The organism is Henriciella sp. AS95 (genome assembly GCF_038900055.1).
Classification (GTDB): domain Bacteria; phylum Pseudomonadota; class Alphaproteobacteria; order Caulobacterales; family Hyphomonadaceae; genus Henriciella.
In genome coordinates, this window is record NZ_JBBMQM010000001.1 from 477,369 (window position 1) to 498,439 (window position 21,071).

At 60.4% G+C, this 21,071-nt stretch carries 22 protein-coding genes; 10 read left to right on the forward strand and 12 right to left on the reverse strand.

From position 1 onward, the window contains the following. Nucleotides 1-48: 48 nt before the first annotated feature. Nucleotides 49-2,841, reverse strand: coding sequence for a preprotein translocase subunit SecA (gene secA, locus WNY37_RS02510; protein WP_342971881.1), 2,793 nt, complete (start codon nucleotides 2,839-2,841; stop codon nucleotides 49-51). A 190-nt stretch (nucleotides 2,842-3,031) separates the two neighbouring features. Between secA and WNY37_RS02515 the strand changes: the two genes are divergently transcribed. The 5 genes from WNY37_RS02515 (at nucleotide 3,032) to WNY37_RS02535 (ending at nucleotide 7,082) form a co-directional block, all read left to right on the forward strand. Beyond that, on the forward strand, nucleotides 3,032-4,012 hold the full coding sequence (locus WNY37_RS02515; RefSeq protein WP_342971882.1) for a peptidylprolyl isomerase: 981 nt from the start codon (nucleotides 3,032-3,034) through the stop codon (nucleotides 4,010-4,012). Then, nucleotides 4,012-5,262 (forward strand): bifunctional glutamate N-acetyltransferase/amino-acid acetyltransferase ArgJ, encoded by a 1,251-nt coding sequence (gene argJ / locus WNY37_RS02520; RefSeq protein ID WP_342971883.1) that lies wholly within the window; start codon nucleotides 4,012-4,014, stop codon nucleotides 5,260-5,262. Before WNY37_RS02515 ends, argJ begins: the two co-directional genes overlap by 1 nt. Next, entirely contained in the window at nucleotides 5,259-5,663 is a 405-nt protein-coding gene (gene mutT / locus WNY37_RS02525) for an 8-oxo-dGTP diphosphatase MutT (protein ID WP_342971884.1), read from the forward strand. Before argJ ends, mutT begins: the two co-directional genes overlap by 4 nt. Nucleotides 5,664-5,673: 10 nt before the next feature. Next, nucleotides 5,674-5,844, forward strand: coding sequence for a Flp family type IVb pilin (locus WNY37_RS02530; RefSeq protein ID WP_342971885.1), 171 nt, complete (start codon nucleotides 5,674-5,676; stop codon nucleotides 5,842-5,844). A 74-nt stretch (nucleotides 5,845-5,918) separates the two neighbouring features. Further along, nucleotides 5,919-7,082 carry an epoxide hydrolase family protein gene (locus WNY37_RS02535; RefSeq protein ID WP_342971886.1) on the forward strand — a complete coding sequence of 388 codons (1,164 nt, stop codon included), beginning with the start codon at nucleotides 5,919-5,921 and terminating at the stop codon, nucleotides 7,080-7,082. Between the two features lie 9 nt (nucleotides 7,083-7,091). On the opposite strand, the gene WNY37_RS02540 is transcribed toward WNY37_RS02535, so the two are convergent. From WNY37_RS02540 to WNY37_RS02555, 4 genes are all read right to left on the reverse strand, one after another. Next, nucleotides 7,092-7,394 (reverse strand): aa3-type cytochrome c oxidase subunit IV, encoded by a 303-nt coding sequence (locus tag WNY37_RS02540; RefSeq protein ID WP_342971887.1) that lies wholly within the window; start codon nucleotides 7,392-7,394, stop codon nucleotides 7,092-7,094. Between the two features lie 98 nt (nucleotides 7,395-7,492). Next, complete coding sequence (locus WNY37_RS02545; protein ID WP_342971888.1) at nucleotides 7,493-7,930, reverse strand: DUF1178 family protein; 438 nt, start codon at nucleotides 7,928-7,930, stop codon at nucleotides 7,493-7,495. A 12-nt stretch (nucleotides 7,931-7,942) separates the two neighbouring features. Further along, the gene (gene grxC / locus WNY37_RS02550) at nucleotides 7,943-8,203 is read right to left on the reverse strand and encodes a glutaredoxin 3 (RefSeq protein ID WP_342971889.1); all 261 of its coding nucleotides are present in this window, start codon (nucleotides 8,201-8,203) and stop codon (nucleotides 7,943-7,945) included. A gap of 28 nt (nucleotides 8,204-8,231) precedes the next feature. After that, entirely contained in the window at nucleotides 8,232-9,002 is a 771-nt protein-coding gene (locus WNY37_RS02555; RefSeq protein WP_342971890.1) for a ComF family protein, read from the reverse strand. On the opposite strand from WNY37_RS02555, the gene WNY37_RS02560 reads away from it, so the two are divergent. Continuing rightward, nucleotides 9,001-9,915, forward strand: a complete 915-nt coding sequence (locus tag WNY37_RS02560) for a methyltransferase domain-containing protein (RefSeq protein ID WP_342971891.1) — start codon at nucleotides 9,001-9,003, stop codon at nucleotides 9,913-9,915. The genes WNY37_RS02555 and WNY37_RS02560 overlap by 2 nt on opposite strands. 69 nt (nucleotides 9,916-9,984) lie before the next feature. Here the strand turns inward: WNY37_RS02560 and WNY37_RS02565 are convergent, their stop codons facing one another. The 5 genes from WNY37_RS02565 to WNY37_RS02585 all read right to left on the reverse strand — a co-directional run bounded on the left by WNY37_RS02565 (nucleotide 9,985) and on the right by WNY37_RS02585 (nucleotide 16,814). Then, nucleotides 9,985-10,653 carry a cell cycle transcriptional regulator TrcR gene (locus tag WNY37_RS02565; RefSeq protein ID WP_342971892.1) on the reverse strand — a complete coding sequence of 223 codons (669 nt, stop codon included), beginning with the start codon at nucleotides 10,651-10,653 and terminating at the stop codon, nucleotides 9,985-9,987. A gap of 143 nt (nucleotides 10,654-10,796) precedes the next feature. Beyond that, complete coding sequence (locus WNY37_RS02570) at nucleotides 10,797-12,491, reverse strand: DUF4332 domain-containing protein (protein ID WP_342971893.1); 1,695 nt, start codon at nucleotides 12,489-12,491, stop codon at nucleotides 10,797-10,799. A 96-nt stretch (nucleotides 12,492-12,587) separates the two neighbouring features. Beyond that, nucleotides 12,588-14,237 (reverse strand): serine hydrolase, encoded by a 1,650-nt coding sequence (locus tag WNY37_RS02575; RefSeq protein WP_342971894.1) that lies wholly within the window; start codon nucleotides 14,235-14,237, stop codon nucleotides 12,588-12,590. 54 nt (nucleotides 14,238-14,291) lie between these two features. Next, complete coding sequence (locus tag WNY37_RS02580; protein WP_342971895.1) at nucleotides 14,292-15,710, reverse strand: HWE histidine kinase domain-containing protein; 1,419 nt, start codon at nucleotides 15,708-15,710, stop codon at nucleotides 14,292-14,294. Nucleotides 15,711-15,836: 126 nt separating this feature from the next. Next, a complete protein-coding gene (locus WNY37_RS02585; protein WP_342971896.1) occupies nucleotides 15,837-16,814 on the reverse strand; it encodes an NAD(P)H-quinone oxidoreductase in 978 nt (325 codons plus the stop codon). A gap of 82 nt (nucleotides 16,815-16,896) precedes the next feature. On the opposite strand from WNY37_RS02585, the gene WNY37_RS02590 reads away from it, so the two are divergent. The 3 genes from WNY37_RS02590 (at nucleotide 16,897) to WNY37_RS02600 (ending at nucleotide 19,383) form a co-directional block, all read left to right on the forward strand. Continuing rightward, on the forward strand, nucleotides 16,897-17,067 hold the full coding sequence (locus WNY37_RS02590) for a DUF1192 domain-containing protein (RefSeq protein ID WP_342971897.1): 171 nt from the start codon (nucleotides 16,897-16,899) through the stop codon (nucleotides 17,065-17,067). 108 nt (nucleotides 17,068-17,175) lie between these two features. Then, entirely contained in the window at nucleotides 17,176-17,721 is a 546-nt protein-coding gene (locus WNY37_RS02595; protein ID WP_342971898.1) for a DUF1465 family protein, read from the forward strand. A 123-nt stretch (nucleotides 17,722-17,844) separates the two neighbouring features. Further along, nucleotides 17,845-19,383: a TadE/TadG family type IV pilus assembly protein gene (locus WNY37_RS02600; protein WP_342971899.1), complete on the forward strand. Its 1,539-nt coding sequence runs from the start codon at nucleotides 17,845-17,847 to the stop codon at nucleotides 19,381-19,383. Between the two features lie 2 nt (nucleotides 19,384-19,385). Here WNY37_RS02600 and WNY37_RS02605 read toward each other — a convergent pair whose 3' ends face one another. Next, the gene (locus WNY37_RS02605; protein ID WP_342971900.1) at nucleotides 19,386-19,844 is read right to left on the reverse strand and encodes a helix-turn-helix domain-containing protein; all 459 of its coding nucleotides are present in this window, start codon (nucleotides 19,842-19,844) and stop codon (nucleotides 19,386-19,388) included. A 102-nt stretch (nucleotides 19,845-19,946) separates the two neighbouring features. Here WNY37_RS02605 and WNY37_RS02610 point away from each other — a divergent pair, with 102 nt between their 5' ends. After that, nucleotides 19,947-20,459: a hypothetical protein gene (locus WNY37_RS02610; protein ID WP_342971901.1), complete on the forward strand. Its 513-nt coding sequence runs from the start codon at nucleotides 19,947-19,949 to the stop codon at nucleotides 20,457-20,459. A 69-nt stretch (nucleotides 20,460-20,528) separates the two neighbouring features. On the opposite strand, the gene WNY37_RS02615 is transcribed toward WNY37_RS02610, so the two are convergent. Beyond that, nucleotides 20,529-21,011 (reverse strand): arsenate reductase ArsC, encoded by a 483-nt coding sequence (locus WNY37_RS02615; protein WP_342971902.1) that lies wholly within the window; start codon nucleotides 21,009-21,011, stop codon nucleotides 20,529-20,531. Between the last annotated feature and the right edge of the window lie 60 nt (nucleotides 21,012-21,071).

The window sequence follows — 21,071 nt, forward strand, 5'->3', positions numbered from 1 at the left end:
CGCTCCCGAGGGGGCGGCCTTTTTGCATTCCTGGGGGCTTTGCGGCGATCAGACCTGCTGCTGATCCGCGCCGGTCAGGGAGCCGTGGCAATGCTTGTATTTCTTGCCGGAGCCGCACGGGCAGGGCGCATTGCGCGGCGTGTTGGACCAGTCATCCTCAGCCTGATGCAGCGGTGGCCCGGCATGCGGATCATTCGGACCTTCGATGACATCCGGGGTCATCTCATTGTCGCCGGTGTCCGGATCGAGATGGGTTTCCTGCATGGCGGGCTGCTGCGGGGCCTGTTCGCGGCGTAGCAGCTGCTGACGGGCGGCGGCCATTTCGGCGCGCTGCTCATCGGTGGCTGGCGGTGCAATGCGGATGTTCATCAGGATGCGAGTGACTTCGGTGCGCATCGTGTCGAGCAGGTCATTGAAGAGCTTGAAGGCTTCTTCCTTGAACTCGTTCAGCGGGTCGCGCTGACCATAGGAGCGCAGGTGAATAACCGAGCGAAGCTGGTCGATCTGCTGCAGGTGCTGGCGCCAGCGGCCGTCCAGGACTTGCAGGAGGACCTGCTTCTCGACCTGCTGCATCTGCTGTTTGCCGACCTGTTCGACCTTCTGTTCGAAAGCCTGGTCGGCGGCAACGCGGATACGTTCGGCGATCTCGTCATTGGCGACGCCTTCTTCGCTGGCCCACTGAGCGATCGGCAGGTCGATGCCGAGTTCGGTTTTCAGCGTTTCGGTGAGGCCATCAACGTCCCACTGTTCTGCAAAGGCTTTTGGCGGCATGGCGATGGCGACATAGCCGTCGATCACATCGTGGCGCATGTCTGTGACAACGGCGGTGACATTGTCGGCGTGCATGAAGTCACGGCGCTGCTCGAAGATGGCTTTGCGCTGATCGTTGATGACGTCGTCATATTTGAGGACGTTCTTGCGGATTTCGAAATTGCGCTGCTCGATTTTCTTCTGGGAGGTTTCGATGGCCTTGTTCATCCACGGATGGGTGATGCCTTCGTCTTCCTTGATGCCGAGACTCTTCATGATCGAATTGAGACGGTCAGCGGCGAAGACGCGCATCAGGTCATCTTCAACCGAGATGAAGAACTTCGATTTGCCGGGGTCACCCTGACGGCCTGTACGGCCGCGCAGCTGGTTATCAATGCGGCGGCTTTCGTGGCGTTCGGTACCGAGCACGAAGAGCCCGCCGGCGGCGAGCGCTTCCTTCTTGCCGACTTCGATGTCGGCTTTCAGCTCGGTTTCCATGGCCTTTTCTTCCTCTTCGGAAGGGTCGCGGCCATGCTTTTCCTTGAACTCGTCAATTGCCTTCCAGAGGCGCATTTCGAGGTTGCCGCCAAGCTGGATATCGGTGCCGCGGCCGGCCATGTTGGTGGCGACGGTGACAGCGCCCGGCAGGCCGGCATCGGCGATGATCTCGGCTTCCTGCTCGTGGTGGCGGGCGTTCAGAACCTTGTGGGGCACCTTGGCCTGCGTCAGCAGGGTGGAGATGATTTCGGATTTCTCGATAGACGCGGTGCCGAGCAGGACCGGCTGGCCCTTGGCGCGCGCATCGCGGACTTCCTTGATGATTTCCTGATACTTGGCCGACGCGACCCGGTAGACGACATCATCATCGTCAATACGCTGGATCGGCTTGTTGGTCGGCAGCTGGTAGACGTCCAGCTTGTAGATATCTGCAAATTCGTCGGCCTCGGTGATGGCGGTACCGGTCATGCCGGCGAGCTTTTCATAGAGGCGGAAATAATTCTGGAAGGTAATCGAGGCGAGGGTCTGGTTCTCCGGCTTGATCTCGACGCCTTCCTTTGCCTCGATCGCCTGGTGGAGGCCTTCGGACAGACGGCGTCCTTCCATCATGCGTCCGGTGAACTCGTCGACCAGCATGACCTGGCCGTCCTTCATCAGATAGTCCTTGTCGCGGTGGAACAGCTTGTGCGCGCGCAGGGCCTGATTGGAGTGGTGGACGATGGTGACGTTCTGCGGATCCCAGAGCGAGCCTTCCAGAAGGCCGGCTTCTTCCAGCATCTGCTCCATCTTCTCCATGCCTTCTTCTGTGAAGACGCAGGAGCGTTGCTTTTCGTCGAGTTCGACATCGGTTTCGTCGTCGAGTTGCGGGATCAGCTTGTCGATGGTGCGGTAAAGGTCCGAGCGGTCGTCGGTCGGGCCGGAAATGATCAGCGGGGTGCGGGCTTCGTCGATCAGGATGGAGTCGACCTCGTCGACGATGGCATAGGCGTGGCCGCGCTGCGCCATCTGGTCGAGCGAGTATTTCATATTGTCGCGCAGATAGTCGAAGCCGAACTCATTGTTCGTGCCGTAGGTGATGTCGCAGGCATAGGCCGCCTTGCGTTCCTGGTCGTTCAGGCCGTGGACGATGACGCCCGTGGTGAGACCCAGAAAGCTATAAAGCTTGCCCATCCAGTCCGCATCGCGGCTGGCGAGGTAGTCGTTGACGGTAATGACGTGAACGCCCTTGCCGGCGAGCGCATTGAGATAGACAGCCAGCGTCGCAACGAGCGTCTTGCCCTCACCGGTGCGCATTTCCGCGATCGCGCCCTGATGCAGGACGATCCCGCCAATCAGCTGCACGTCAAAATGCCGCATGCCAAGCGAGCGGACAGAGCCTTCGCGAACCACCGCAAACGCTTCTTCGAGAATGTCGTCGAGACCAGCGCCATCGGCGAGGCGCTTTTTGAATTCGTCTGTTTTTGCTCTCAGCTCGTCATCGCTGAGCGCCTGCATGGACGTTTCCAGAGCATTGATCTTCTCGACGCGCTTTCGCATCGGTTTGATCCGTCTGTCATTTGAAGAGCCGAAAATCTTGCGGGCAACTGAGAGCATGGGGTCTCGCACCAATCTACGCGGTTGACTTGGTTAGGCCCTCCTGCCTTGAACTTCTTTACAGGAGGTGCACACGGAAGTGTATGCAAACGGGCACACTAACCTCTCGACCAGTACCCGCCGGAGACTTAAGAACGCCGCTGTGGGGTGTCAATGCGGATGGGTGTACGTGAATCAGAAGGGAAATTGCATGAAATCCTCCCGGGCTTTGCTTCTCGGACTCTGCGTATCACTCGGCCTGATGGCGGCGGCATGTGACACGGAGTTTACCAATCCCGCGCGAAATCCTGTCGGATTCGACGCTTCCACAGCAGCCGTCGTGAATGGTGAGCCGATCTATATCTCCGATGTCGAGCTTGAAGCGGTTGCCCAGGGACGCATCGAAGCGGGCGAGGCTTTTGGCCCCGACCACACGGAATATCAGCTTGTTCTCGAGCAGCTGATCGATCAGCGCCTGCTCGCGCAGGAGGCCGTCCGTCGCGGGCTCGACCGGTCCCCGAGCGCGCAGCGGCGGCTGGAAACAGCGCGTGAGCGCCTGCTTGGAAACTTCCTGATGGAGGACCTCGTCGCCACCGAAGTGACCGACGCGGCGATCGACCAGATGTATGACGAGCAGGTCAAGCTGCAGCAGATCGACGACGAAGTGCGCATCCGCCACATCCTGTTCGACACCAAAGAAGAGGCCGAGGCCGTGCTGCCCCGGGCTCGCAATGGGGAAGATTTTACGGCGCTGGCATTCGAATTTTCCAAGGATACGCGCACGCGCCTCGATGGCGGGTCCTTTGGCTGGGTCTCGCCCAATGAAATGATCGACCCGTTTCCGTCCGTCATCGCTGATACGACGGTTGGCGAGATTTCAGAGCCGTTCGAGTCCGAGCAGGGCTGGCATATCCTGAAAGTCGAAGACCGGCGCACGCGCCCGCCCAAGACCAAGGATGAGATGCGCCCGGAGATCGTCACCTATCTCACCTTTACCAAGATCAGCCAGATCCTGCGCGACTTGCGGACCAATGCCAGCATTGAGCAGCGCGATGGCGGGCGCGCCCTGGAGCCGCCACCGCTGGTCGAGGAAGACGACGCGGGAGCAGAGCCGGAAGCTGGTGGAGAAGACACCGCACCACAACCGGATGAAACGCTTCCGACCGGCGAAGACGAAGGCCCCAGCGAATAATGCAACTGACACCCTCTCCTTTTGCGCCGGCGGAGTTTCCGGCGCTCCCGACCGTCAAGGGCGTGCGCGCGGCGACGGCATCTCGCGGTTTCTATGCAAAGCGCGGCGTCGAGCGCGATGACGTTTTCCTGTTCCTGATGCCGGAAGGCACCTCGGCGGCGGGCGTGTTTACCCGCTCGCACACCGCTTCGGCAGATGTCGAATGGTGCCGTGAGGCGTTAATCAAGGGCGCGGGAAAAGGACGGGCCGTGATTGCCAATGCGGGCAATTCCAACGCCTTCACAGGCGTTGCGGGTGTGAAAAAGAATGAAGCGACGCTGGCGGCCATGGTCGAAACGCTGGGCGTGCCGAAGGAGGAATGTTTCCTGTCCGCGACCGGCGTCATTGGCGAGCCGCTGCCGGACCCGGCCTATGTCGGCAAGATGCTTCCGGAGCTTGGGAGCAAGCTGGGTGCGCCCGACTGGGAGGCCTGCACGCGTGCCTTCATGACCACCGATACGTTTCCCAAGGGCGCGGGCGCGACAAGCGAGATTGATGGCACTGAGGTCGCCATTTCGGGCATCCTGAAAGGCTCCGGCATGATCATGCCGAACATGGCGACGATGCTCTGCTATGTGTTTACCGATGCGGCGATCGCCCCCGATGTGCTGGATGAGCTGCTGCGCGAGGCGGTCGAGCCGACGCTGAACTCGGTCACGGTCGACGGCGATACCTCCACTTCCGACACATGCATGCTGTTTGCGACGGGGGCCTCCGGTGCGCCGATGATCGAGAGCGGGTCGGACCCGCGGCTGGACGCGTTTCGCGAAGCCCTTGGCGGCGTCTTTCGTGATCTCGCCCACCAGCTGGTAAAGGATGGCGAGGGCGCGAGCAAATTTGTCGAAATTCGCGTCGAGAACGCTGTCACAGCCCGTTCGGCCAAGGCTATCGGCCTCAGCATTGCGAACTCGCCGCTGGTGAAGACGGCCATCGCAGCCGGAGACGCGAATTGGGGGCGGATCGTCATGGCCGTCGGCAAATCGCTGGAGCCCATCGTTCGTGACAATATGCGCATCTGGTTCGGTGATCTGCTGATCGCTGAAGGCGGGCTGCGGGCGCCGACCTATGACGAGGCCGCCGCGAGCGCTCACTTTGCAAAAGACAGTATCGAGATCCGGGTCGATGTCGCTGCCGGTGATGAGGCCTGGACGGTCTGGACCTGCGACCTGACCCATGCCTATGTCGACATTAACGGCGCCTACCGGACATGACGAAGCGGCTTCTGCTGGTCTCTGCGGCGGCGATCTTTGACGGCGATGGGCGCATTCTCCTGGCTCAGCGGCCTGAAGGAAAGGCCATGGCGGGCCTGTGGGAGTTTCCGGGCGGGAAGGTTGAAACGGGCGAAACCCCGGCCGAAGCGCTGGTCCGTGAACTGCAGGAAGAGCTACAGATCACCGTCGACGCCCTAAAATTGAAACCGATAAATTTCGCAAGTTTTGATTATCCGGATTTTCACCTTTTGATGCCACTTTTTCAGGTGAATGACTGGGTTGGTGAGCCTGTCGCACTTGAGGGCCAGACGCTCGAGTGGGTCAGACCAGCTAATCTTCACACCTATCCTGCGCCTCCAGCAGATATTCCGCTTTTTGCGGACCTGGCGGCGCGCTTCTGAAGGGGTCCACATGGTCCGGCATCTTGTTCTCTCCCTAATCGGCGATACGCGCGCAGCTACGGCAGTGGAGTACGGACTTCTCCTCGGGCTCATGGTTATTGCGATTGTTGGCGGCATCACGGCGGTTGGCGCTCAGACGACCAATAATATCGACTCGGCCGCGCAGGCTTATCCGACCTAAGCCTTCTGCCGCGTGACAATTGACGCGGGCGTCTTACCGATCATGCTCTGACTGGAAACAGACCGGAGCAGAGCATGAGCGAGCCGCAGCCTTTTACCATCGATATTCGCCAGCAGGTGCTTGAACGCATCCGTCAGCGCGTGCGCGACTATCGTTGGTTTCCGGCCCCTGATTCGGGCGGCGAGTGGCAATTCGGCATGTCCACCAGGGTGATGAAGGACATTCAGTCTTATTGGCTCAATCGATATGACTGGCGAAAGGTCGAAGCCGAACTCAATGCCTGGCCGCATTACATGGCGGATGTGGATGGGCTGGAGCTGCACTTTCTGCACATTGTCGGCGAGGCAGGCGGCAAAAGACCCCTGCTGCTGACCCATGGCTGGCCTGGCTCGTTTTATGAATTCTACGAGGCCATTGGCCCGCTCGCCTTCCCGTCGAAACATGGCGGCAAGGCCGAAGATGCTTTCGACCTCGTGATCCCGTCCCTGCCGGGCTATGCCTTCTCGGGCAAGCCGTCTTCACCGATAGGCCAGCGCCGAACGGCTGAGCTGTTCGATAGGCTGATGCACGATGTGCTGGGCTATGAAAGCTATCTGGCGCAAGGCGGCGATTGGGGCAGTGTGGTGACCGGCTGGCTCGGTTTCAATCATGCGCAGGCGAAGGGCGGCGGCTGCGCAGCGATCCATCTCAACATGTTCGGCCTGCGCCCGTCTCCGGCGACGCCGACGACGGATGCGGAGCGGGCCTGGATGGGGAAGGCGCAAGCGGCCATGCAGGCAGAAGGCGCCTATCTGATGGAGCAGGCGACAAAGCCGCAGACCCTCGCCATGGCGCTGATGGATTCGCCGCTTGGGTCGGCAGCGTGGATTCTTGAGAAATTCCACGCCTGGTCAGACCTCTCTGACGGAGACCTGCTGAGCGTCTACAGCCGCGACCAGCTGATCACGAATGTCATGCTCTATCTCGTCAATGAGGCAATCGCGACGTCGGTCTGGTATTATGCAGGTTTCTATATGGAAGGGGGCGGCAGCCTGCCGGAAGGCGAGCGCGTCGAGGTGCCAACAGGCGTCGCCAATTATCCGGGCGACACGTACATGCTTTCACCGCCGCGCAGCTATTGGGATCGCGGCTACAATATCCAGCACTGGTCAGACATGCCGAAGGGTGGGCACTTCGCGGCAATGGAAGTGCCAGACCTGTTTGTCGAAAATATCAGAAACTGGGCGCGGACGGTCTAGGGCGACCGGCTACATCGCCAGATTGATGAGCGTGATCATCAGCTGAATGAAGAGCGCCAGGCCGGCTAGGCCCACAATGGTTGCGATCCACGCGCCGCCAAATCCCAGGCCGACGCCGATGGCAATGCCCGCACCAGCCATCAGAATGAGCGAGACGAGCCAGTTAATGCCGATGGACAGGGTGAAGACCATGTAGCCAACAGCGACCAGCAGGATCAGGCTGCCCCAGGCGCTGGCTCTCATGAAGCCAGAATACATGCTGGACTGGGCGTCGATGTTCATCTCGCCATGTGTGTAATTGCTCTCGGCCATTGGTCGTCTCCAAAGCGGGGTCTTCCACGCCGTTTTATTTATACCGGGGCCAGCGTCAAGCGGCCAAGTGGTCGCGGGCTGCGGCGCGAGTGTCTGCGCTAGTTCAGCTTTGACTTGTCCGGTTGCTTTTTCGGGGTGAAGTCAGGGTGAAGCGGAGCGGCCGGAACGCCCTCCTCTTTCAGGGCTTCGCGTTCTTCATTCGTGGTTTCACCCCAGATCGGGCGGTGGTCGCGTTCGCCATAAAACATGCTTCGCGCTTCTTCGGCGAACCCGTCGCCGACATAGTCATAATTTTCCGAAATGTGCTGGCGGGCCTTTGCGGCGAGTTTGCCGAAGACTTTTTCAGGATCGCTTGCCCCGGATTTTTCGGAGGGCCGCACAGATGGCGCCATGACCTGTTTGCGGACCGCCGTGCCCGAGCAGGACGGGCAAGTGACCAGCCCGGCTTTTACCTGCTTGTCGAACCCTTCAGACGAGCCGAACCATCCGTCGAAGCTGGCATCACAGTCATCACATTGAAGCGCGTAGCGGATCATCTTCCAGTCTCGTCAGGCTCCTTGCAGCATCGGGTCGAGCTTGCCGGCCCGGTCAAGGGCAAACATCTCGTCGCAGCCGCCAATATGGGTGTCTCCCACAAAGATTTGCGGGAACGTCCGGCCGCCATTTGAACGCTGAATCATTTCCGCTTTCTTGTCAGGGTCCATGCCCGCATCGATCTCGGTGAACTCGGCGCCCTTCTTCTTGAGGAGGGAGACGGCCCGTGAACAGAAAGGGCAGAAGCTGCGCGTATAGATGGTAACTTTGGACATTCAGGCTCCAGAAATTGGTATCTTCAACTTATATGGTGACGTCTGAAGGCCTGACAACGCGTGCGAGCACCAGCACATACACCTCAGCCGCCTTGCCCTTCTTCAGGGCACGCGTGCACGCTGCAAGGGTCGCGCCAGTGGTGAACACATCATCAATCAGAAGAATATGCGCGCCCTCGATGCTTTTGAGACGGCTGGGGCGAGCCATGAAGGCGCCGCGCACATTGAGGTGGCGCTCACGCGCAGACCGGTTGCCTTGGGTCGGCGTAGGCCGGGTGCGCTTCAATGCGTCGTGACTGCAAGGCTTACCCGTCTGCCGGGAGAGTGCATCTGCGAGCCAGCCGGACTGGTTGTAGCCGCGAGACGCAAGCCGCCGGTAATGAAGGGGAACGGGGACAATCAGGTCCGCGCGATCAATAATGTCCCGCCCGGCAAGTGCCATCCAGCGGGCATAGGTGGCCAGGCCATCGCGGCGCCCGGCGCGTTTGAGGTCGAGGACCGGTTTGCGGGACGCGTCGTCATATTGCAGGGCGGCGCGTGCCGCATCCCATTTCGGGGGCCTTGCCACGCAAGCTGCGCAGATGCCGGCATCGCCAAGATCGGCCTCAAGCGGCAGGGCGCACTTTTGACAGCCCGAACCGCTCAGGAAGGTAAGTTTCGCGAAGTCATCGGGTGCGATCAGACCGTCGCCGCCATGATGTTCGCCCGAGACAAGCGAGCGCGATGGCCAGACAAAACTGCCCAGCGACCGCAGTCCGGTCTTTGCTGCACGCGACATGCGGTGCATATCGAGATCCATGACACCTACCCCACCCAAGCTTTTTGACTCGGCGCAATTGCAGATGCACCGCGACCGGGCCGCCAAAACCTATGGTGAGTATGACTTCCTGAAGCGCCGGGAGTCGAGTCAGCTCATTGAAAGACTGGAAGACGTCTCGCGGACGTTCTCGACTGTGCTGGATTTCGGGACGCATGACGGCACGGCAGCCGAGATGCTGGCCCAGCATGACCAGGTGGGTTCGGTCGAGGCGGTGGAGCTTTCAGATGGGTTCCGGCAGCTTGCAGAGGCGCGGGGCGTATCGGTTCGGTCGCTGCAGGGCGAAGCATTTGACCTTCCGGCTGAACGCTATGATCTGGTCACGAGCATCCTGGCACTGCACTGGGTCAATGACCTGCCGGGCGCGCTGATCCAGATCAAGCAGGCGCTGAAGCCGGATGGGCTGTTTCTCGGTTGCCTGTTCGGGGCAGGGACGCTGAACGAACTACGCACCAGCCTGCTGGAAGCCGAAGCTGAGGTGACGGGCGGCGCGACGCCGCGCGTGTCACCGCTGCCGGGCCTGCAGGATATGGCGGGGCTGTTGCAGCGTGCCGGCTTTGCGCTTCCCGTGGTCGATGTGGCGCCGGTGACGGTGCGCTATGGCGATCCGTTCAAGCTGCTGGCTGACCTGAAGGGCATGGGCGAGCAGGCGGCTTTTGCGCCGAATGAAAAGGCGCCGCGCCGGCCGCTCTCGCCGCGTATCCTGGCGCGCATGGCGCAGATTTATGCTGAGCGGTTTTCCGACCCCGACGGCCGGATGCGGGCAACGTTTAATGTCGTCTGGCTGTCCGGCTGGGCGCCCGATGCGAACCAGCCCAAGCCTTTGCGGCCCGGCAGTGCGAAGCATTCGCTGGCTGATGCGGTGCGCAAGGCCGGCGAGTCGAACGACAAATAAAAAATGCCTTCATCCTGAGCAAAGTGGAAGGATGAAGGCTTTTTATGGTTTGCCGGTGGCTTTTAAAGCCTAGTTCTTGAAGGCGCTGAACACGTCGTCGGCGCTCGGCTCGTCGCCGTTTGAGGATGGCTGGACCGCTTCTGACGCGGCATCTGCATCTTCGGCAGGCTTCAGGCTCGGGCCTTCGCTCTGCTTGTTGGCGTCTAGCTTCTTGCGGCGGTCAACGGCTTTGTTGACGACTTCGTCGAGCTCGATCTGCGAGCAGAGGCCGAGCGTCACCGGGTCAACCGGTTTGATGTTCTGCGAGTTCCAGTGGGTTTTCTCGCGGACATTGGTGATGGTCGCCTTGGTCGTGCCGATCAGCTTGGAGATCTGCGGATCGGAGACTTCCGGGTGGTTGCGGATGAACCATGCGATCGCATCCGGCTTGTCGGCGCGGCGGGCGACCGGCGTGTAGCGCGCGCCCTTGCGCTTCGGCTGCGGGATGTGGGCGATTTTCGACTCCGCCACTTTCAGGCGGTAGTCAGCATTTTCTTCGCCCTTGCGGATTTCTTCGCGGGTCAGCTCACCGCGCGAGATCGGGTCGACGCCGCGCATGTTCTCGGCAACGTCGCCGTCCGCAATGCCTTTCACTTCCAGCTTGTGCAGGCCACACAGGTCCGCGATCTGGTCAAAGGAAAGCGTGGTATTGTCGATCAGCCAGACGGCTGTCGCCTTTGGCATCAGAATATCGGCCATTTTGGGCTCCGTTTGCTGTCTCTAAAACGCAAGCCGCCCGACCTTTCGGCCGGGCGGTCAGGGTTCCAGAAGGGGAATTATTCCTAACGTCGCAGAGTATAAGCGCTAAGCGCGAAAAAGGGAAGGTCAATGGAGCAGGGTTATCAACCCGCCTCTTTCGCCAGTCCGATCCAGCCGTCGATTTCTTCCGGGTTCGGGGCGCTGGACCCGGAGATCATGCGGCGGGCTTCCGGGGTTTCGACGAAGGACATGGACGCGGCCAAGAGGTCGGAGGCGCTGGCATTGGCGACCGACTCCACGCTGCGATAGCCAGCGCCGACGAGGATCTGGACGTCATGGACGCGCAGGCTTGGCATGGCCATTTTGAGGCGGGTCTGGTCCTGCCAGTCGGCAAAGCTTTCGGGCGTGATATAGCCGCTATCGAGCGCGTCGGCGCTGACCATCGGATCGGCATCCAGCAGGTCGGCGACGGTCGTGATGTCGATAGTCGCCAGACGCTCGGCCGTTTTCGGGCCGATGGACGGCGCGTCGACGACATCGCTGTCGAGGGTGAGGTCTGAATCCTCGGAGATGATGATCTCATCGTCATCTGAATCTGAAGATGCGGCGGCCGGGGCCGGTTCGTCTTCCTCTTCGGCGGTGGTTTCGATGATGGGCTCCGGCTCAGGCTCAGATGTTTCCCGAAGGACAGGCTCGGGGGTGGGTTCGCGTTCCAGGACCGGTTCCGGTTCGGGCGTGATTTCGGGCTCTGGCTCAGCGACCGGGGCAGGTGCCGCGGTCTCGACAGGTTCGGTTTCGGTTGCCTCGGGCGCTTCAGCCGGGGTGTCTACGACGGCTTTGGCGACCGGCTCTTCAGTCTCTTCTATGCGCGGGGTGTGCTTCGTGCCGGTGGGTTTGGGCAGCTCAGCATCCAGCTCGGCAATCGGCTTGCGCAAGACGTCGCGGGCGTGGACCTTGCGGATCGCCTTGTCGTCATCCGGGAGCGTCTTGATGACCTTTCCGGTCTCCTGCAGCTCCTTGTACATCCTGGCGACGATGGCCTTGTCGGCGGCATTGTCCATCTTCTTGGTGACCCAGCGGATCGGGATGTCGAGCGTGGCGAGATAGCCCTGGAGCTTGAGGCTCACTTTTTTCGGCTTTACCTTCGCTTCCTTGATGGCGCGCACATAAAGCGTTGCGATGCCCTTGGTGGCATAGGCGCAGAGGTCGGCGATGGCATCCAGCATCGTGTCATCAAGACCGGCAGGCGGGTTCTTCGCGCCGACATGAATGTCGTAATGGTCGATGAAGGTTTCATAATGCGGGTGCGAGCGCTGGGCGCCGGCGAGCACCATATCTGCAACGAATCCCGGCCCGTCGCCGGCCTCAATGTCCGGATAGCCCTTGGCTTCGATGCGGCGGACAATCTCGTCTCTGGATTTGGCAATCGACCATTCCACGGCACGGTGGATCGAGCCTTCTTCCTCGGTCTGGCCGGTGTGGAAAGGCTGACAGGGATCGGAAAAATAGTGGCTCATCACGCCCAGGGCATAAGCCGCATCATTCCACTTCCTGGCGCGAAGGGCTTCGACGGCGCGGCCATACCATTCGGTCGCTGCGTCCTGTGCGCCGCCCCAATTGCCTTCGGACACGTGCAGCACGTGGTTCTTGAAGTCCTTGAAGTCGGTGTCCGGGGCTTTGGCGCCTTCCAGCAGCCACATATGTTCGGAGACAAGCAGGTTTCGCCAGTCTTCGGCGTCGGGTCCATCAATGAGATTGAGCGCTTCCATCGCGATGAAGTGATGCGTCGAGCGGCAACGATGCGCGACAATCACGTTCTGCAGAAGGCTGGTGGTCATGATGGCTCCCCTTGGTTTTCTCAAGGAGGCATGAGAGGCCCGTTTTGGTTAAGCCGCCGTTAACCCAGATTGACGGGAGGTTACCAAGCGCGGGACCTAGTCGGCGAGGGAGGCCTTGAGGTCAGCCATCGGGAAGAGCGGGCCCGGATCGACGCGCCTGTAATTGTCACCGCAGCCGGAGAGTTGCCGCGGGTCGAGGTCGGAATGGCTGAAAATGTCCTCGGCGCCGAGGCTGTAATCGGCCGATAATTTTTTCACGAGCGCTTTTGTCGACGCGATCTGGATGGCGGGAAACGGGTCCTCTCCGTCACCATTATTGACAAGCTCTATGCCTATCGAACGCGTGTTCACATTTTCCCGGACGCCATGGAAACTGACATGGCCTGCGGTGCGCAAATCTGGCCTCTGTTGCGCAATCGCGCCGTCGCGGCCGATGATGTAGTGAATGGACTTGTCGTCCTGCTCAAAAAACCAGTCACGCCAGAACGTGGCAGAGCCAGTAACGTCCGCGAAGTGGATCTCTCCGGCTTCGCAGAGCGGGCCGCCAATCGTATGGATGACAATCATGTCGATGGCGCCCGGCTCTCTTGTTTCGCCGCCATTGTGAGCGTAGTCGGCGGGCAGGCGGTCAATGGCGAGCGCGTCGGGCTCGGCCTCGATGAGGTCTGCGGGGCGGCCATAATCGAGCCAGTCAATGATCGGGTCGAGGTCGCCGACAATCGGTTCGGCGAGGCTCTCGATAAGGGTCAGGCCGTTCATGCCATTTGCGAAAAAGACGATGCCATCGCCAGACTGGGGCTCTAGCGCCGCGAAGGCCTTGAAGGGGCCATTGTCGCCCCAATGGAAGATGATCGGCGTTTTGCCGGTCTGGACGCCCCAGCCGAGCGCCCATGTCACCTGGTCGCTCTTTGTGGGTGAGGCTGGCGTCCACATTTCGTCGGTCAGGCTGTCGTTGCCGCAAAGGCCTGCGAGGAAGGCCGCATAGTCATCAGCTGTCGTGGTCATGGAGAAAGCGGCGCCCGAATTTGGCGGGTTCTTGAGCGGGCGCCCGTCCTGCTTGCTGCCGGATGCGTCATGTCCGAAGGCCGGGCTCATGCCGTCGAGAGGCTTGCTTAGCGATGTGCGCGGAAGGCTGGCGCCGTACCGCTCGCGGAAGAGCAGGTCCAGTGACTTGCCGGTTTGGTCCTCTACAAATGCCTGCAGGAGCTGAAATGCTTCGCCGGAATAGTTGAATTGTCTGCCGGGTTCGAAATTGAATTCTATGGGGCCCCAGGTTTCCCGATCCGTCGGGTCGGACGCCCAGTTTGGCAGGCCGCTACGGTGCTGAAGGATGAGCCGCGGGGTTAGCCGCGCATAGAGCGCCTTGTTTGGAATGCGGGCATAATTGAAGGTGTCGGCAAGGGGTTCGTCCAGATCGAGAACGCCTTCGTTTGCCAGCGACATGACAAGTGTGGCGAACACGGTCTTGGTCAGCGATGCGGCCTCAAATGCGGTGTCGGCTGTGACCGGTGCGCGCGTCTCGACATCCTCGACGCCGAAATGGCGGGTGGACGTGACCTGGCATGATGAAAGACGCGCAATCGACAGGCCGGGCACGTGCGTCTGTTGCATCAGGGTCCTGATGGCGTCATCGGACGGGATGAGGTCTGGCGCCGGGCTTTCAGATGCAGGGGTGGTTGTGCATGCGCCGAGACCAAGCGCCAAAGCGCCGGCTCGAAGAATTTTGAGAGATCTGCTGATGAACATGCTGGCCTCACCCGAAATCCAGAGGGGTAGAGCCAGACTAGCGCAATCGTGTGACTATTGAAGCTGTTCGAGCTTTTCGCGGGCGGTTCTGAGCGCGTCCATCAACACTTCGTCGCGGAAAGGCTTCGATACGATGGGGCAATCGCCAAGGCCGTCCGGCAGATTTTCCAGCTCTTCATAGCCCGTGCAGAAGACGATTTCGACGCCCGAAACGCGCAGGTCCATGGCCAGATCGAAGGATTTCACGCCGCCAAGATTGCCATCCAGAAGGGCAATCTTCGGCAGATCCTTTTCAATTGCGGCGCGGGCTTCGTCCACGGTGCCGACCGGGCCGATGACCCGGTATCCGGCTTCAGCGATGCGATATTCCAGATCCATGGCTGTGAGCACTTCGTCCTCAACGATCAGGACGGAGGGAAGATTGGTCGAGTGAGACGGCTGCGCGGGTTTAAGCGGGGTTTGGTCCGATTTGCGGGTTGGCACTTTGCTGTTTTCCCGATTGGTTCGGATATAGAGGCGGGCCTTCAGACCGTCATTGGTCCAGTCGCGGTGAAGCTCTCCCTCGGCGAATTCGCGGATAAGCCGGTCCAGCAGGGTCGTTCCAAAGCCGGTCTGGCTGGGCAGGTCATCAAGCGCGACTCCGGATTCGTTCCAGAGAAGCTCGATTTCGCCTTGCTTCAGCTCCCAGCTGACATCCAGTCGGCCGTCTGGCAGCGATAGCGCCCCATATTTGGCCGCATTGGTTGCAAGCTCGTGCACGATCAGTGCGAGAGACTGCGCGGTTGAAGGCTCAAGGATGATGGATGGGCCATCAAGAAACGTGCGCTTCTCGACGCCGTCATCATACGGGGAGATTTCGTCGCGGATCAGCATCTTGAGATCGGCGCCGTCCCAGCGGGAGGCTGCCAGCAGGCTGTGGGCGCGGGCAAGAGAGGCGATCCGGCCTTCGACCGAGGCCTTGTAGCTCTCGACATTGTCCGCTTTTGTCAGACTGACAACGGCCTGGGCAACAGACAGCGCGTTCTTCGCACGGTGATCGATTTCGCGCATCAGCAAGGTCTGGCGTTCTTCTGATTTCTTCTGGTCCGTGACGTCGGTATTGGTGCCAAACCAGCGCTGGATCTTTCCGTTTTCGTCGCGGATCGGCAAGGCCCTGGACAGGAACCAGCGATACTCGCCGCGATGACTTCTGATCGGGAACAGGTCTTCCCAAGGCTCGCCTGTTGCAAAAACTTCCGAGAATTTCGCAGAGACGCGGTCGACATGGTCTGGATGATGAACTGATTTCCAGCCCCATCCCGTCATCTCGTCAATCGTGGTGCCCGTATAATCGTACCAGCGTTGATTATACCAGAAGATGCTGCCGTCCGGCTGAGCCATCCAGGCCAATTGGGGAATTGAATTGGCCAGGGTATGAAAGGCCGCCTCCATTGAGGCAGCGTCCTTACGCAAGGCGTCGAACCGATGTGGCATGTGAGACCCAAATTGCTGCTCGCCCAGAGGCGTATCCTCGCGAACATGGACAAAGCTAACACACTAAAAAGGTGTGCGCGAATCATAATTCTCCCGTGTGGAGAGCGGTCTAACGTGCGGTTTGACCTAGGATAAATCAAGCAGCAGCTTGCCGATATGTCCGCCTTTTGACAGGGCCGCCTGCGCGGCCTCGGCCTGATCAAAGCCGTAAGTTTCATCGATCACGGGCTTGATGTCGCCCGAGCCGACGAGAGGCCAGAACTTCTCTTCGATTGCCGCGCGAATGTCGGATTTCTCGGACACCGGCCGCGCGCGAAGTGTTGTACCCGTCAGGATGAGGCGCTTCAGCATCAGCGGCATCAGGTTAAGTTCGACCTTCGGTCCGTTCAGGTAAGCGATGTTGCAGATCCGGCCATTCACTTTGGCGGCGGAGATGTTTTTCTGGACGTAATCGCCGCCGACCATGTCGAGCGTCACGTCGGCGCCGCCGCCATCACTTACGATGGCTTCAAAGGCTTCGGTCTTGTAGTTGATGGCGCGCGTCGCGCCGAACCCCCTGGCGGCCTCGCATTTTTCATCGGTGCCTGCGGTTGTCCAGATGTCGGATGCCCCGGCGGCTTTGACCATCTGGATCGCCATGGAGCCGATGCCGGACGTGCCGCCATGGATGAGGATGCTTTCGCCGGCCTTGAAGGCGCAGCGCATGAAGATATTGGCGTAAACGGTCATCATGGCTTCTGGCAGGGCAGCGGCCTCCAGCAGGGACAGATTGGCCGGAACCGGGAGAAGCGAACCTTCATCTATCGCGGCAAATTCGGCGTAGCCGCCGCCTGCCAGCAGGGCGCACACCTTGTCGCCCTCTTTCCATTTGGTGACCTTGGCACCGACCGATTCGACCGTCCCTGAACATTCCAGGCCCATGATGTCGGATGCGCCGGGGGGCGGTGGATATTTGCCTGCCCGCTGGACGAGGTCTGCGCGGTTGAGGCCAGCGGCGGCGACCTTGACCAGTACCTCATGATCGCCGGGCGTCGGCCGCTCGACATCTGCAACTTTCAGCGGTTGTCCGTCTTCGGCGACGATGGCCTTCATCATGTCAGTCATAGGGAGATTCCTGCTTGATTTGTTGGCGTCTGTGCCTTTGCCTTGTGGGCAGCATGCCTAGAGGCACAAGGGAGATGGATCAATGTTTGAGGAACAACCGCCGAAGCCCGCCAAGCTCGACCTTGAGAGACTGTCGGTTGACGAACTCAAAAGCCGCGTGGAGGCCTTGAAAGCCGAAATCGAGGCGTGTGAAGCTGAAATCCGCAAGAAGCAGGATCACAAATCGGCAGCAGACAGCATCTTTAAAAGCTGAGCGGTGCCTCATCTTAAGACCCCTTAAACGGGTTGCCCCGTAAACAAAAAGTATCGCCCGCTTAACAGGCGAACCCAATAAAGCCGACGACAAGAGCCCGAGATTTTCATGGCCCTATCCCCTGACTTCAATGACGACGATTTCAACATGCCCGACTTCACCGCGAGCCGGGTCTTCGAGAAGGTGTTCGCGGATGGCATGGCGCTTGTCGAAGAGACGGCCTCCTATCTGGATGGTCCGGGCCGGGACATGTCGCAGAAATTGCCACGTGAAGCCGGACTGACCTATGCCGCGTGGAGCATGGAGCTGACGACGAAGCTGATGCAGGCGGCCAGCTGGCTCGTCATGCAGCGCGCCGTTCGCGATGGCGACATGAAGCATGATGATGCGCTCGCCAAGAAATACAGAATCAGCCGGGATGGCCCGCCCCTCGATCCGTCGAAGCAGCGCGGCCGCGGCCTGCCTGACCATTTCCTTGACCTGGTCGAAAATGCCGAAAACCTTTTCAGCCGCATCTGCCGCCTCGATGCTGCGATCTATCTGGCTGGCAGTACGGGCGACACCAGCCCGGTCATGAAGCAGATCGAAGAGCTTAAAGCCGCCGCAGAAGATGGCGCCTTTGACCCGCTGCGCGTCTGGGGCCGGGCCCGATAAGTCCGGGTGCCGTGGGCGTGCCGTGCCGTTTAGGGTAAGCGCAATCGGACAAATTTCGACATTCGTAGAAAGCCGGGTTTCAGCCTTGGCGGATTAGACTTCGCGCGAATGCGAGGGCGCCCCATGCGGTTCATACAGGATAGTCGAGCCAGCACGGCGATGATGTTCGCCCTGTTCCTCGTCCCTTTGCTGATGATGGTTGGCGCCGCGATCGACATGACGCGGCACAGGACAGCGACCGTCCAGGCGCAGACCGCGCTTGATGCAGCACTGCTCTATGTGGCGCACGAGTCCGGAAAACGTGAAGACAGCGTGCTCGAGCAGGAAGCCAAGGCCCTGTTCAGAGCGGAGATGACCCGCCGCAACCTCGATTATAAGGCGTTCCGGTTCCAGCGGGTCGACAACTCGCTGACGGCGACGGCCGAAGTGTCCATCGACACGACGCTGCTGGCGCTGGCGGGCATCGAATCCTTGTCGGTCAAACGCGAATCCGGGGTCAAATTCAGCGATAGCCGTGTCGAGATGGCGCTGGCGCTGGATACGACGGGCTCGATGAAGGGCGACAAGCTGGCCAAGCTCAAGGACGCGTCGGTGACCCTGGTGAACAAGCTGGCCACCGGCACATCGGACCCGGAACGACGCAAATTCTCGCTTGTGGCCTTCGCGACCTGGGTGAATGTCGGGCCCTCGAATGCGACCGCAGAGTGGATCGACATGTCCGGCGACTCCATTGTCAGCGCGACCAATCTGCTGCCGGATGTGAACCGGGCGGTGCTCTATGAGAAACTCGGGCAGACCTGGCCGGGCTGTGTGGAAGCGCGCTCTTATCCCTATGATACTGATGATACGGCCCCGACCCTTTCAGACGCGGAGACGCTGTTCACCCCGGCCTTCTATCCTGACGAACCGGATGATCGCAGCCGCTACCCGAATGACTATCTCGACGATACGGGCGTGTCCTCGAACATCATGGATATCATCCAGCATGTCTCGAAATACGGGCTGACGCCCGGTTTCGGCCTGTCCGACATGGATGGCGAGGAAGTGATCGAAATCAAGTCCGACTATGACTACTATTACGATATCTCGACGCCTGTCGGCCCTGGGTTCATGTGCGCCATCCGGCCGATCATTCCGCTGACGACCGATGCATCGCTGATCACGTCCGAGATCGACAAGCTTGAAGCGCAGGGAAGCACGAACATCACCGAAGGCATCGCCTGGGCGTGGCGGACCCTGTCGCCGGAGGTGCCTTATACGGGCGGTGTCGCCTATGACGATGACAAGACCCAGAAGATTATTGTCCTTCTGTCGGACGGGAATAACTCTATCGGCCGGCGCGGTGATGCGCGTGGCAGTGACTATTCGGCATACGGCTACATTGCCAATGGGCGCCTCGGCCTGTCGGCAGGGGCATCACAACGCGACATCTATGACGAGATGGACGCGCGCACGCTGGAGAGCTGTACCAATGCCAAACGAGCGGGCGTCATTATCTATACAATCCGGCTGGAGCTGAGCGGTGATTACCGGTCCGAGGCCTTGCTGAAATCCTGCGCCACCTCACCCGGCCATTATCTCGACGTGCCTGATGCCGATGACCTTGAGGCCGTCTTCAGCGATATCGCAGACGATGTCCTCGACCTTTACCTGTCGAAATAGGGCTAGCGCCGCAGAACGATCCTGAGATTGTCTGGCGGGACTTCGCGGCCGCTCTTGTCGACGAAGGCGGCGCGCACCGCTTCGCGGCTTTTCGTGTCGGTGAAGCTGACCGGTGGCTGGCCGTCGCCGTCGAGCCAGGTGTCGCCCCATTGTGTCAGCGCGATGAGGATCGGGCGGAGGGCCTCTCCCTTTTCGGTGAGGACATATTCAGGCCGCGCCCGGCGTCCCTCGACCTTGTAGGCCCGCTTCTCCAGCAGGCCCGTCTCGACCAGCGCCTTCAGACGCCCAGAAAGGATGGTGCGCGGCGTGCCAAGCTCTGACTGGAAATCGTCAAACCGCCTTATGCCATACATGGCAGAGCGCAGGATGAGCATCGTCCAGCGGTCGCCGATCTGCTCAATCGAGCGGGCGAGATTGCAGTCGGATGGCGGAACGGGCGATTTGCGAGATAGCGGGATCATGATTCTGGACCCTGCATGGGTTCGACTTCCAAATCCAGCCCCGCGTGAAGATGAAATGCGAATTTTCTGGATGTGACGATCTGAGCCTCTTACAACAGAGGCATGACGAATCATCCGCTATCGACACATCTGGCCGATACGGCAAAGTTCACCGCCTCGCACGCAGGCATGGTCCCGGAAGTGGACTCAAGTCTCCCCTGGCTGGTCTCCGGCGCGGTGCTGATGGTCCAGCAGGCCTGCGTCATCGCCTTGTCGGAAGCGGGCGCGGAGCTGCCCTTGATGCCGGGGCCGAATGAGCTGGTGGCGCGTGTTGCTGATGAGACCATTCTGGCGCAGCCGTTTACGGTGCCGCTGAAGCCTGCCCAGCATCGGGCCTTCGAACCTCTGGTCGCAGCGCGTAATGATGTCATGCACCCACGACCGACGGGACTGAACATTGATGCGGCCCGCTTGCCGGACGCGATTATTGTCGCGACGACAATCACCCGCCATCTCGCGCTGACGCAGCCGGTTCGACGGTTCATGATTGCCGACACCGATCAGGCGGCGATCAAGGACGCGCTCGGCCAGATTGAGACCTCGGTTGAATTCTGGCGGACCGTATTGGTGGATTGAGCACGAAGGGCGGGTCTGACGGCTCAGTCGCTTCGCGAATAATGGACTTGCACGACTTGCTGCGAAACGTCAGCGACCCTCATGGATCGCTTCGGCGGCGGCCTTCAGCTCAGCATCGGACAGCGCGTCGAAATCGAGTTCGGCCAGACGGGTGAGGCGCTTCTTCAGGTCAGCATAGATGTCTTCAAAGGCGATGCGTTGGCGCGACATCTGCTCGACGGCGGCCGGGTCCGGCAGGCCCCAATGCACCTGCACCGGATGGCCGGGCCAGACCGGGCAGGTCTCGCGTGCGGCATTGTCGCAAACCGTGATCACGATATCCATGCGCGGTGCGCCCGGCTCGGCGAATGTGGTCCAACTCTTGGATTCCAGATCCCAGACATTGTGACCTTTGGATTCCAGGACGCTGATCGCCATGGCATGCAGCTCGCCTCGCGGTCTTGAGCCGCCGCTATAGCCGCGAATATCGGGCAGACTCGACGCGATCACCTCGCCCATGATGGAGCGGGCAGAATTGCCGGTGCAGAGGATGAGGACGCTGCGTGTTCTCATTGCGCAGGCCTCACAATCGCCGCGACGGTTTTGAGAAGATGGCGTCTTGTCGTGCTTTTC